Source organism: Lentibacillus halodurans (assembly GCF_900112045.1).
Taxonomy (GTDB): Bacteria; Bacillota; Bacilli; order Bacillales; family Amphibacillaceae; genus Lentibacillus; species Lentibacillus halodurans.
Window position 1 is genome coordinate 1 of sequence record NZ_FOJW01000004.1, and the last position, 11,900, is coordinate 11,900.

14 protein-coding genes are annotated in these 11,900 nt (G+C 34.1%); 5 read left to right on the forward strand and 9 right to left on the reverse strand.

The genetic code is table 11. From position 1 onward, the window contains the following. From BM195_RS05730 to BM195_RS05745, 5 genes are all read right to left on the reverse strand, one after another. Nucleotides 1-262: transposase (locus BM195_RS05730; protein WP_139223976.1), on the reverse strand; the 262-nt coding region annotated here is incomplete at its 3' end. Nucleotides 263-294: 32 nt separating this feature from the next. After that, on the reverse strand, nucleotides 295-654 hold the full coding sequence (locus tag BM195_RS19075) for a recombinase family protein (protein WP_090235009.1): 360 nt from the start codon (nucleotides 652-654) through the stop codon (nucleotides 295-297). 88 nt (nucleotides 655-742) lie between these two features. Then, nucleotides 743-1,246, reverse strand: a complete 504-nt coding sequence (locus BM195_RS05740; RefSeq protein ID WP_090235012.1) for a recombinase family protein — start codon at nucleotides 1,244-1,246, stop codon at nucleotides 743-745. A gap of 20 nt (nucleotides 1,247-1,266) precedes the next feature. Continuing rightward, complete coding sequence (locus BM195_RS18250) at nucleotides 1,267-1,443, reverse strand: hypothetical protein (RefSeq protein ID WP_170848163.1); 177 nt, start codon at nucleotides 1,441-1,443, stop codon at nucleotides 1,267-1,269. Then, the gene (locus tag BM195_RS05745) at nucleotides 1,443-2,153 is read right to left on the reverse strand and encodes a helix-turn-helix domain-containing protein (RefSeq protein WP_090235014.1); all 711 of its coding nucleotides are present in this window, start codon (nucleotides 2,151-2,153) and stop codon (nucleotides 1,443-1,445) included. The genes BM195_RS18250 and BM195_RS05745 overlap by 1 nt, the downstream gene beginning before the upstream one ends. 93 nt (nucleotides 2,154-2,246) lie before the next feature. Between BM195_RS05745 and BM195_RS05750 the strand changes: the two genes are divergently transcribed. Together BM195_RS05750 and BM195_RS05755 are read left to right on the forward strand one after the other, a co-directional pair. Further along, nucleotides 2,247-3,062, forward strand: a complete 816-nt coding sequence (locus BM195_RS05750; protein ID WP_090235017.1) for a hypothetical protein — start codon at nucleotides 2,247-2,249, stop codon at nucleotides 3,060-3,062. Further along, a complete protein-coding gene (locus BM195_RS05755) occupies nucleotides 3,059-3,835 on the forward strand; it encodes a RusA family crossover junction endodeoxyribonuclease (RefSeq protein WP_090235020.1) in 777 nt (258 codons plus the stop codon). The genes BM195_RS05750 and BM195_RS05755 overlap by 4 nt, the downstream gene beginning before the upstream one ends. Nucleotides 3,836-4,223: 388 nt before the next feature. Here the strand turns inward: BM195_RS05755 and radC are convergent, their stop codons facing one another. From radC to BM195_RS05775, 4 genes are all read right to left on the reverse strand, one after another. Continuing rightward, nucleotides 4,224-4,832: a RadC family protein gene (gene radC, locus BM195_RS05760; protein WP_244535675.1), complete on the reverse strand. Its 609-nt coding sequence runs from the start codon at nucleotides 4,830-4,832 to the stop codon at nucleotides 4,224-4,226. 235 nt (nucleotides 4,833-5,067) lie between these two features. Beyond that, on the reverse strand, nucleotides 5,068-5,808 hold the full coding sequence (locus BM195_RS05765; protein ID WP_090235024.1) for a hypothetical protein: 741 nt from the start codon (nucleotides 5,806-5,808) through the stop codon (nucleotides 5,068-5,070). 30 nt (nucleotides 5,809-5,838) lie between these two features. Then, nucleotides 5,839-6,342, reverse strand: coding sequence for a hypothetical protein (locus BM195_RS05770; RefSeq protein ID WP_090235027.1), 504 nt, complete (start codon nucleotides 6,340-6,342; stop codon nucleotides 5,839-5,841). A gap of 49 nt (nucleotides 6,343-6,391) precedes the next feature. Next, on the reverse strand, nucleotides 6,392-6,592 hold the full coding sequence (locus tag BM195_RS05775) for a hypothetical protein (RefSeq protein WP_090235028.1): 201 nt from the start codon (nucleotides 6,590-6,592) through the stop codon (nucleotides 6,392-6,394). Nucleotides 6,593-6,857: 265 nt separating this feature from the next. Between BM195_RS05775 and BM195_RS05780 the strand changes: the two genes are divergently transcribed. From BM195_RS05780 to BM195_RS05790, 3 genes are all read left to right on the forward strand, one after another. Continuing rightward, entirely contained in the window at nucleotides 6,858-7,103 is a 246-nt protein-coding gene (locus tag BM195_RS05780) for a TIGR04540 family protein (RefSeq protein ID WP_090235030.1), read from the forward strand. Nucleotides 7,104-7,196: 93 nt separating this feature from the next. Continuing rightward, nucleotides 7,197-10,061, forward strand: a complete 2,865-nt coding sequence (locus tag BM195_RS05785) for an ATP-dependent helicase (RefSeq protein ID WP_090235032.1) — start codon at nucleotides 7,197-7,199, stop codon at nucleotides 10,059-10,061. Nucleotides 10,062-10,075: 14 nt separating this feature from the next. Continuing rightward, a complete protein-coding gene (locus tag BM195_RS05790; RefSeq protein WP_090235034.1) occupies nucleotides 10,076-11,887 on the forward strand; it encodes a site-specific DNA-methyltransferase in 1,812 nt (603 codons plus the stop codon). Nucleotides 11,888-11,900: the final 13 nt, after the last annotated feature.

Below are 11,900 nucleotides of genomic sequence, written 5' to 3' on the forward strand. Positions count from 1 at the left end.
CAGCTTGCTTTAAAATATCATTCTCCATGGCCAGCTTTTGATTTTCTTTTCTAAGCTTGATCAACTCTTCCTGTTCTGGTGTACGATTGTCTTTTTCTTGAAAGGAGCCGCTGGATTGATGTTGACGAACCCACTTGTCAAAGGCTGAAGGGGTAAGATCATATTCTTTAATGATTTCACTTCTTGGTTTCCCGGCATCATGTAGCTGAATGATTTGTTCCTTAAAAGCTTGTGAGAATGTTCTTCTTTTTCGCTTGGTCATTTTGATTCTCCTCAGATTTATTTGAATCAAGCTTATATGACCTTAACGAATCTGTCTAACTTAGTGTAACCTATCCAAGTCATTCCATATCCACATTCGGGACATCGGAGCAAGCGACCTAAGAAATATGGCTTTGTAGATTGAGCTGGACGAAATGAACGAGTTTGTAGTTTCTGTTGTACTTGATTCCACAATTCTATCTCAATTATTGGAGTATGAATACCATCTTTAATTAAAGGGGTCTTGTTTTTACCTTTCCTTCGTTTTTCTGACCAGTTCTCGTGTTGATTAAATCGAATTTTCCCTATGTATACTGGGTTTTCTAGAATACCTTTAACGGTTGCGATTGAGAAATCCTTATTCTTTTTTGTTTTATAATTACGCTTGTTCATTTCATAGGCGCAATCTTCTTATACCCATGTCCTTTACTGGCCAAAAGAAATATTTCCTTTACGATTACAGCTTCATCTTCATTCACAACTAGTTCCTTGTTAATGACATCATAACCTGCACCATTCCACCGTTCCATTTTCCCTCCATGGCCCTTTGATTCATGCCCATCTTAACTCTTTCAACAATTTGACCCCTTTCCATTTCAGCAAATGAACTGAATAACGTGTACATCATTTTTCCCTGTAATGTTGTTGTATCAAAATTTTCGGAGTAAATCATCAACTGCACATTGTGATCTTCAAGTGTTTCAATAATCTCTAGTGAATCCCTTGTTTTACGCGCAAGACGATCTAGTTTATAAGTAATCACGACATCAAACCTGTTATTTCTAGCATTTTTTAATAGACGCTGCATTTCAGGTCTACCATCAATACTCTTTCCACTTCGTCCTTCATCGATATATTCGTCGATTATTTGAATATTACGTTGTTTGGCATAATCATAAAGCAGTTTTTTCTGTGCCTCAATACTGTATCCTTCTGATGCTTGTTCCTCTGTACTTACACGTGCATAGATGACTCCTGTTAGCATATGAACTTCCCCCTTATTATTTAGTAATCTTTGGCCTCACCTGATTTTGCTTCAAGTTTAGACAAGGTATTTTCAATAACAGAAACCATTTGATCTAGGAATGCTTCCCTCTTTTGCTCCTCGGCTTGAAGAATATCTATTATTCCAGTAGGTCTTTTTATGTTTTCATTGTTGTATTGATCGAGGTTAATACTCATTAGATTTCTCCCCTTCCTTTATTATTTTTATCCTCAATTGTAAATTGAACAGTGGGTAGTCTCTTAATTGGCTCTGAGATTATTTTATGCGCTTCAGCAAGTGGAGATCTTTTTATAGCTTCATTCCACTCACTTGACGATAATTCTTGTGGAGACAACTCAATCAAATGAATAAGTTGACTGATAGCATTTGTCATCTCCATTTCTTTCATATGCTTTGAATGTTTATAGAGAAGCTTTTTACCTTCATCAACTGTTGTTTCATAGACGATGAAAGAGATATTTCGACGATGCTGCCAAAGCCTTTCTTCATTGTCAAAATCTGATGTAAAGTACTCTTTATCTCCAATAATGAGACTGTCATAATCATCTAGATTTAAGTCGGTAATATCGATCGGTTCTTCAGGTTTTCCAACTGAAAATAATTTCTCACTAATTTCGTAATACTCATCTGTAAAAACCTCTATTGGAACATAAAAGTCCTTTGCTAATGAGTGAATAACCGAAAATGACGGTTTCTTAGATTCTCCTCTTTCAATTGATGTAATTGTTTGAGCAGCAATACCAGTTCTTTTAGAAATTGCATTTGCTGTATAAAATGCCTCATCAACATCATTCATTAGTTTATTTCGTAACAGTCTAACCCTTTCTCCTATAGGGCTATTTTTCAATAAATCAAATTCTAAGCTTGTAATCATTACTGGTTTCATAGAGTCTCACTCCTCCAAATAATATCCTCTTTACACTATTATATCGGTTTGTTAGTATTTAAACAATAATAATTGTCAAAGGGAGAGAACAATATGGCTATTCATTTGTCTAAAAATACATTTATGGTTGAACGAACAGTCTTTTGTAATACATTTCCAGAGTTGAAGGGTGAGCATTTAAGGGTTTATCTATTGATGTGTAGGGTTGTAGGTGTTAATTCTAATGGAACCTTTTTCATGAGCTTGGACACTACTGCGAGGGAGTTGAACATATCCATTCATAAAATTAGGGATTCTATTGATTGGCTTTGTAAAAATTACTTCATCAAGAAAGTTGGACGCAGATCACAGGTTAATGTTTATAAAGTTTTGGTTACCCCTGATTATCATAGGTCTACAAAAACGTATTATTCCAATGAACATATACATAGGGATCGTGTAACTATGAAACAAACTCAAAATGGATATTGCGAAATACCAATAGAGATGATGGAAGGTTCCGTTTTACGGGATAAAACTAAATGGACAGATCGGAAAATTAAGGTTTTAGGACAACTTTACCTATATCATTGGATTGATGAATACGGTGGTGTAGATCCAAATGCAGCTCATTTCATAAACAACACAATAAATGTAAGTGACCTAATCACCTATAATTTGGGTTGTCACGTAAATGATATTAAAAAAGTAGTGAGGTGGCTTCATCGGGAAGGGTATATAATGAAAGTGAAAGCAGTGTACAGGATTAATCAAAACTCATGCTATAAAGAATTGCAGTTTATAGGTGACGCTATAAAAACAAAACAGCAACCTGGCGATGTAATCATTGATGTTATTAGACTAACTTGTATTCCTGACCTGAAACTTAAGAATGCTTTAAAAAGGACAGGGGGGAATATTGCAGTATGAATCAGGTTAACGTATCATACCAACCGGAGATGAAGATAAAAAATACAAAAGAAAGCATGATGATTCAATTAAACGATGAACCAAAAGCACAGCATAGACCTAATACTAAAGAAGAGTTGATTCAAGACCATTCAATGATGCACTTCCAACAACTTGTTATGAAAGAAGCACAAGCTGCATTAAGAGCAAACTCGATTGCAGTGTTTAAAAATGATATTGCCATTGAAACAGAGATCGTTTCTGTTCAGTCACCACAATCTGTAAGGCTTGAGATGGTATTGAAGGCGATATTTGATTCTTTAAACAAAAGTGTAGTTGATGATGATCACTTAATCACACATGCTCAGGTCTGGCTATATAAAGGTCAGAAGCGTTATCCTAAGACTAAGATTCATGTGCGTATAGAAGATTTAGTGACGAGAAACCATATTCATTTCACTTGTGAATTACCTTTAGTCGAAAAGAAACCTGCGGTTGTTTATAACATTGCATCAACCATGCAGTATGACTTTCAAAATGCGGCCGATGCAAAGATCATAGAACATGCCTTACTTTCACAAAAATTCACTACTCCAAAACAATATGAAATTTGTCATATGTTATTTCATACGAGCGATAAAAGTAAGGACGTGGATAATATGCTTCTAATGTATATTGATGTACTACGAAGACAAGGTTTATTGAATCTATCGGATACTGTTGGAATTGGCATATACAAAAAACATGTAGATAAAAGTGATGAGAAGGTAGATATTAGCCTCGTATCCAAGTGAAATGCGCAGTACATGAGATCAAGAGCATCAAAGGTTTATACGTGTTTGTGTACAACAATATTCACAAGGAATGATAGAGTGTAGTCTATTCGTTGAACCATATGTTTGTTTGAAGAACTAATCTATAGTTTGGAAATTGAAAATAAATTTATCTTATTCCAATGTTACAATTTCGGCTTGTGACTGATTAATACAAAGTGAACTATTTTTTTATATTGATTCATAACAAACGATAAATGATTCAATATCATTAAAAACACTGTTATAACAACATTCTAACTATTTTCGGTGTAGGTATTGAGCAAAAGATTTACAATAAACTCAAAAGTTAGCCCATTAAGTCATTTGAAAAAGAGAGTCAGCGAAATCACTGACTCTCATATTGGTTTTATAGATATCCTTTTTCCTTTAAGCTCACATATTTTTCATGACCAATAACTAAGTGATCTAAAATCTCAATCCCCATCATTTTCCCAGCTTCACCTAAACGCTTTGTAACGTTAATATCCTCCATGCTTGGTGAAACGTCTCCACTAGGATGATTATGTGCGACGATAGCACTTGCACAACTACGACGAACTAAGTGCTTAAAGCATTCCCGGGGATGGACAACGCTAGCATTTAATGATCCAACAAATACTGTTTCGCGAAAGATTATTTGGTTTTTAGTATTCAAACCAAGCACGACAAAATGCTCTTGATTTAAGTATTGCATATCCTTCAAGTAATCATATGCATCTTCTGGTGAGCGAATGGTAAATCGCTCTTCAACAGGACATGGATTCATGCGAGCGAGCTGTAGTGCAGCAATGATTTGTTTAGCTTTTACATTCCCGATACCTTTGACTTGCAATAATTCTTCTTCCGTTACATCCAACAACTCTTGGATAGAAGGGTAGCGGCTGAATAGCTCATTCACTACATAACTATCTTCCTTTTCACGAGTTGTTGTTGCCAATAGATTTTTAAAAGTGATTTTATCGATTGAATTGTTCATTATAAATTCCTCCATTATTGTTTGATTGAATTAAAAAAGGAGAGACGGTATACGTCCCTCCCAATTGAGTGAATAGCTGTTATGAGATATAATGTAATTAAGTGATTACACTTGCGTCTCATAAGAGATGAGTTCATGTGCTGATGAGCTCATCTTTTTTGTGCAATAAAGAAAGCCATCGACTACATCTGCAACCCATGAGCTTTCCATTGAAGATTATTTTCTTGTAACCTCATTATTCTCTCACCTCCTCATATGCCTCTTTTAAATGCAGCAAGTCTTGAATGAAATCGGATGCCTGTTTCTTTGTGAGTTGAGTACTACGCTCAACGCCAAAAGTCATCTTCATCATCTCTTTTGCAACATCTGTCCGCATATCAATTTCGTTGACAATACTGAATATCGTCTGCAACTGAACCTTTGTTGCGAGATCATCACCTCCTTTAATGTTCGATTGTTCAGGAAAATCCTCGATGTCCTGCGTAAACAACCCACTTGAACGTGTTGCAGATAATACTGCATCAATCAATGCACGTTTCTTCGCCATCTTCAAAATGGTGTTAACGATTGTATAAGGATCTTGTTGTTGGAAGGATAATTCCTTACTGTTGCAAGACCCTAAACCTTCTGCCTCGACAACACCATTATCTTTGCGTATGAGTGTCGTCTTCACCTCGTATGCGAATATTCCTGATTCCCATTGCTCGATACGGTTAACGACTTCTGCTGTTTTCGAGAAGCCGAATACATCACATAGCTTTTCTGCACCGGGCTTAAGTAAAGTAGGTTTTGAAAAGCCGTGAACTAAACCATAATCAATTCCTTTAACCATCACTTCCTGAACAAACTTTTGCAGTTCTTCAATCCGTTGTTTGGATGCTTCTGATGATAAGACGATATTTGGTAGTGATGATTGATTTAACTCAGCGTTACTTGAAAATGGTACGATGTTGTTTGCATGTTTATCTGTACTCATTGGTATTCACCTCCTTTCAATGGATAAAGATTATTGCTTATTGAATACATCTGCGAGTTTTGATAAACCTTTTGATGTCTTATCTACAAGAAACTTACCTACCCTATGATTAAGCTGATTTCCCTTACTTATTGTCTTAGTTGAGAGATCCAGTGTTTTCGATGTAATGCTATGTGTTGAATGGTTTACTTTCTCTAAGCTGTCGGTAATTTTTATCAAAGCATCTTCACCTTTTGATTCAGTCATTTCTGCGCTTGTCTTTAATACACTTGCAATTCGTCCTTTAACTGATCGCTGTGTAATTAGCTCATCCTCATGCAGGGTTTTAATATCATCTAATGCTGTTTGTAACTTCTTTCGTCTAGCAAGTAAATGAGAGAGTCTGACATAATCATTACGTTCAACTGAATCTACTATTTCGACCGATAAACCTTCATATTGCTCAAACAGTGATTGATAGATTGATTGAACCTCTGTAATTGAAATGCTTCTTCCGTTTAACAGTTCATTTGTGCCTTCAAAATTGTTTCTCATAAATGATTCCTCCTCTAATTGATAATGTAGTTGCTAAACATTGGGACGACTAACTAAAGTAGTGATAACCTTTTAGTGTCAACTTCAACAAGAGTCCATTTGTCTTACTTCGATTAACCAGTAGTAAACCTTGATCTTCTAAATCTAAAAGATCCACATTACGTATGTCATATTTGATCAAGTAATCTACTGGAACCCACTTGTCCATCTCTTTAGCACTAACAAGGATACGTGCTAATGAATCATTCATCTTAATGCCTCCTTTCACGAATGAGCTCCTCTCACCACGCGTGTCGTCTCTGTAAATAAAAAGAAAGCCGTCATCTATCCGAATGGATAAATAACGGCTTATAAAAAGGGGTGGGGCATGAAACGGTGGTATACCCCTTTAGTTCATAATGAATGGTGGTACAGAGAAAATATGTTGATATTTTTCATAACCTATTGTGTTACTAATGGACTAGATATAAAATAAAGATTAAGTATAAAAAAAGTAAGAGTAGGTGACTTTCAAAGTGGAAGTTAAACTGTTTCAAAAAACACAACGCGATTTAGCGGCATCTATTAATTTAGTGATTGATGAGTACTGGGATGATTCTATTAGCGAAAAAGAAATGATTGATATGATTCAAAAACTCTACATTAATAATGAAGACAAATTCAAACGGAACGGAAAATATACAACTGTACTTCGTCAACAGTGTGGTAAAAGAAGATTGAATGTAGTGAGCAAAGTGCTAGATACAAATGACGATATATAGGTGTGTATTTTAGGTTTAGGGATATGTGAGAAATGCAAAAAGTACTAGATAATAAAAGCATGGTTCTATTAACCTGTAATCGGAGGGAACGAAATGCCAAAGTTAAATAAAAATCAGTTAAAAGCTGTCCAAACTACCGAAGGGCCCGTTTTGATTATTGCGGGGCCAGGGTCAGGGAAAACATATACTCTTGTTGAGAGAATTTTTTATTTAATTACGGAAAAAAAGGTTGAAGCAGAAAATATATTAGTTGCTACTTTTACTGAAAAAGCAGCAAATGAGCTGATGACTCGTGTTTCTAATCGCCTCCATGAAGCAAACATATCTTTTAATCTAAATGAAATGTACCTAGGAACAATACACTCAATTTGTTTACGCATTTTAGAAGAAAATAGAGAACACACCAGACTTAAGAAAAATTTTATGTTAATGGATCAATTTGACCAGCAGTATTTTCTGTACCAAAAGTTAAACGATTATTTACAAATTCCAAATGTTGAAATATTAGTGGGAGAGAGAACTTCTAGATGGATAAAGGCTGAGAATTTACTAAAGTGGATTAATAAAGTAAGTGAGGAAATGTTAGATGTTGAACAATTAAAAAAATCAACAGAAATTCAAGTACAAGCATTAGGTTATTGCTATGAACGATATCAGCAACAATTAAAAGAGGAAAATGCCCTTGACTTTTCCACTATACAATTAGAGGCCTATAAATTATTAAAAGAACATCCTCAAATCACAACTGAACTAAGTGAAGACTTACATTATTTGATGATTGATGAATACCAAGATACCAATACTATTCAGGAAGAAATTATTTTTCTATTAGCAGGGAGAAAGCAAAATATTTGTGTAGTTGGTGATGATGACCAAGGTCTTTATCGTTTTAGAGGTGCTACAATTAGAAATATCTTAGAGTTTCCTAATAAGTTTCCAAAGGGGGTATGTACACAGCTTGAATTATCTATTAACTACCGTTCCCATCCAAATATTATTCAGTTTTATAATCAATGGATGGAACAACAAAATTGGAACTATAAAGGTAAGAGCTTTAGATATGAAAAGGAAATAGTACCGAATGAGGGTAAATATCCTAAAAGTAGTACCGTATTGAAAGTGTCTGGTACCGAAGTTTTAGACAGTTGGTATGAAGAAGTATATCAATTTTTAAAATCATTAAAAGAAAAAGGCAAGCTCACAGATTGGAACCAAGTAGCTTTTCTATTCAAGTCTGTAAAAAATTCAAAGGTTACAGGATTGGCTAACTATTTAGAGGAAAAAAATATTCCAGTCTATTCGCCGAGGTCAAATATGTATTTCGATAGAGAAGAAGTACGGTTACTAATAGGTGCAATCATTTTCTTATTCCCGCAATTTCCCGAGGCAAGAAAATGGAATAAAAATGCACATTTAGACGAATGGGAAATGTATGATCAGTGCTTTTCAGAATTTACAAGTGAACTTAGGAAGCCAGAAAATGAAAGGTTATTAAAGTGGGCGAGGAAAAAGGCAAAACAACATTACAATTTAAGTGAAAATACTGATTACGCATTCGCTGGTTTGTTTTATCAGTTACTACAATTTGATATATTTAACCGATATTTGGAACAAGGAACTGCTGGAGTTAGAGACAGTCGGCAAGCAAGAAACCTCTCATTATTTTCCCAGTTGTTAACTAAGTTTGAATATTTGCATCGTGTTTCAGTATTTACGCCTGGGAAAGTAGATAAAATATTAAGGACATTTTTTAATCAATATCTTCGCTTTTTAATCAATGGAGGTATTAATGAATATGAAGATGATTCAGAGTATGCACCAAGTGGTTGTATTTCGTTTTTAACAATTCATCAGTCAAAGGGATTAGAATTTCCTATTGTAATGGTTGGGTCACTTGAATCATCACCTAGAAAACAATATTCAAATCTTGATGAAGAATTGCAAGAGAACTTTTATCGAAAAGAACCATTTGAACCCTTGAGTAGGACAAAATATTATGATTTTTGGAGATTGTACTATACTGCCTTTTCTCGGGCGCAGAATTTATTAGTGTTGAGTTGTCTAGAAAGTAAGGCGAGTGGCCAAGGTACTAGAAATATTCCATCGAAAAGTTTTATTGAATCCTATAGGCCACTAAAAAGTTGGAGAGACGTTGCTGGCATCTATGATTTAGAATTTGAGGATGTTAAAGAAGTCAATCTAAAAAAGGAATATTCATTCACATCACATATTAATATTTTTGAGACATGTGCCATTCAATACAAATTTTATAAAGACCTAGAATTTGCTCCAGTAAGACAGGGGGCAACATTATTTGGAACTCTTGTACACCAAACTATTGAGGATATTCATAAGGCAGCTTTGAAAGGCGAGGAGGAAAAAATCACAAGTGATAATGTTGAGAACTGGTTTGAATCCAACTACAAAAATTTAATAAGAAAAGAAAGAGTTTATCTTGCTCCACAAACACAAATTGCTGCCTTAAAACAAGTAAATAAGTATGTAGATAGACAAAATAATAATTGGTCTCACATAAAGGATGCGGAAGTCGATGTATCATTGGTGAAAGAGGATTATGTGTTAAAAGGTACTATTGATTTAGTTAAAGGTGAAGATGGATCAGTAGATATAATTGACTTTAAATCGGAAAAAAAACCTGATTTAGTGAAGGAACAAGAAAGAATTTATCATTATAAACGGCAACTTGAAGTTTATGCTCATTTAGTGGAAGAGCGAACAGGACAAAAAGTGAATAATATGCATTTATACTATACAGGAGAAGAGAATAGTAGCCCTTATGTAACATTTAATAAAGATACAAAGTCAATAGATAAAACAATTAATAAGTTTGACAAAATTGTAGAGCGTATTGAAGAGAAAGATTATAGGATAGAAGAACGTCCCATAAAGCACTGTCGTAACTGTGATATGCGGTTTTATTGTGATCAAAAGTATTAAGGAGAGAGGTAAACATGAGTAGTAATTATTCAAATCAAGATGAGTTAAATGTAGAAAAGTATGAATTTGATCCGATTAAGGGGTATCCAATGTTAAATTGGAAAGGAAAACGCCCCTTCCGTTCAACACAATATTTCCCTGCTCAATTAAAAGAAACATATGGTGAACCATCAGATGGTTGGTTTAATAAAATTTTTTGGGGGGACAACCTTCAAGTAATGAGCCATTTGTTAAAAGAATATAGAGGTAAAATAAAATTAATATATATTGATCCCCCTTTTGATTCTAAGGCTGACTACAAAAAAATGATAAACATTCAAGGTTCTAACTTAAGTAATGATTACAATTCATTTGAAGAAAAACAGTATACAGATATGTGGAATAATGATGAGTTCCTACAATTTATTTATGAAAGATTAATTTTAATGAGAGAATTGTTGTCTGATGATGGGGCAATCTATTTACATTGTGATTATAGAAAAGCCCATCAAATAAGAAGTATAATGGATGAAGTATTTGGATCAAATAATTTTATGAACTCGCTAGTTTGGATGTTCTCAACAAGGAGCTCAATTAAGTCTGGGTGGAAAAGAAGTCATCATGATGTTTTATTTTATAAAAAGGATAAATCCCCTGTTTTTAATTGGGATAATGAAATGGTAATTGAGCCGTTATCTGAAAGTACAATTAAAAAATATAGGTTAGAAGATGAAAATGGAAGATATAGATTAAATGGTCGTTTTATAAAAGGGAGTCCCATAAAAGGAGCAAAGGATGTAGATCCAAAGTGGGAAAAGACAAATCCTGAACTTGTGGTTAGGGACTATTTAAGAAAAGGAAAAGTACCTAACGACTACTTTTTTATTGATATCGAAAATCAAACATCAAATAACAGAACAGATTATCCTACCCAGAAACCAGAAGAACTACTTTATAAGTTAATTTCAGCTTCTTCAAAACCAGGAGATATTATATTTGATTGTTTTATGGGATCTGGAACTACACAGGCGGTAGCTATGAAACTTGGAAGAAGGTTTATTGGCGCTGATATAAATATAGGTTCAATACAAACCTCTACAAAAAGGTTGTTAAAAATACAGGATGAATTGAAAAAGGATGCTATGGATGATGTATATAATGGTTTCGAAGTATATAACGTTAATAATTATGAAATTTTTAGGAATCCATTAGAAGCCAACGAAATTCTAATAGAGGCTTTGGAAATACAGCCATTTGCGCAAAACAATCTGTATGATGGTGAAAAGGATGGCAGAATGGTAAAAATAATGCCAGTAAACAGAATTGCCACTAAGTTGGATTTAAATGAATTAATAACAAACTTTGACTATAAGTTATTTGAAAAAAGAGAACTTGAAAATCCAACACATCCAGTAGAGAAAATATTACTTGTGTGTATGGGACATGAACCAGATTTAGCAGCCACTCTTGAACAAGAAGTAGGTTATAAATTAGACGTTGAAGTAGTTGATATATTAAGAGATAGGTCACATCTAGAGTTTAAACGTGATTCTGAGGCTGATATTTCTATAAATGAAGGTCAACTAATAATTAATAACTTCTACCCAATGAACCTTTTACAAAAACTTAGCATTATGAAAGAAAATGTAGAAAATTGGAAGGGATTAGTTGAGTCAATAATGATTGATTGGAATTATGATGGTGCTGTGTTAGAACCGAGTGTAGTTGATATCCCTGAAAAGAAGGAGACTGTGAAAGGTATTTATGACGTTCCTCAAGATGCTGGTACTATAAGAGTTAAAATTACAGACTTGCTCTCAGAAACACTTGAATTAACTGTTAATTAAGAAAGGAGTTTAT

Excerpts from the sequence above, each read along its gene's own strand:
- BM195_RS19075 (WP_090235009.1), bottom strand. The coding sequence starts at position 654 with ATGAACAAGCGTAATTATAAAACAAAAAAGAATAAGGATTTCTCAATC.
- radC (WP_244535675.1), bottom strand. The coding sequence starts at position 4,832 with ATGAACAATTCAATCGATAAAATCACTTTTAAAAATCTATTGGCAACA.
- BM195_RS05770 (WP_090235027.1), bottom strand. The coding sequence starts at position 6,342 with ATGAGAAACAATTTTGAAGGCACAAATGAACTGTTAAACGGAAGAAGC.
- BM195_RS05790 (WP_090235034.1), top strand. The coding sequence starts at position 10,076 with ATGAGTAGTAATTATTCAAATCAAGATGAGTTAAATGTAGAAAAGTAT.
- BM195_RS05745 (WP_090235014.1), bottom strand. The coding sequence starts at position 2,153 with ATGAAACCAGTAATGATTACAAGCTTAGAATTTGATTTATTGAAAAAT.
- BM195_RS05775 (WP_090235028.1), bottom strand. The coding sequence starts at position 6,592 with ATGAATGATTCATTAGCACGTATCCTTGTTAGTGCTAAAGAGATGGAC.
- BM195_RS05785 (WP_090235032.1), top strand. The coding sequence starts at position 7,197 with ATGCCAAAGTTAAATAAAAATCAGTTAAAAGCTGTCCAAACTACCGAA.
- BM195_RS05740 (WP_090235012.1), bottom strand. The coding sequence starts at position 1,246 with ATGCTAACAGGAGTCATCTATGCACGTGTAAGTACAGAGGAACAAGCA.
- BM195_RS05755 (WP_090235020.1), top strand. The coding sequence starts at position 3,059 with ATGAATCAGGTTAACGTATCATACCAACCGGAGATGAAGATAAAAAAT.
- BM195_RS05765 (WP_090235024.1), bottom strand. The coding sequence starts at position 5,808 with ATGAGTACAGATAAACATGCAAACAACATCGTACCATTTTCAAGTAAC.
- BM195_RS05750 (WP_090235017.1), top strand. The coding sequence starts at position 2,247 with ATGGCTATTCATTTGTCTAAAAATACATTTATGGTTGAACGAACAGTC.
- BM195_RS18250 (WP_170848163.1), bottom strand. The coding sequence starts at position 1,443 with ATGAGTATTAACCTCGATCAATACAACAATGAAAACATAAAAAGACCT.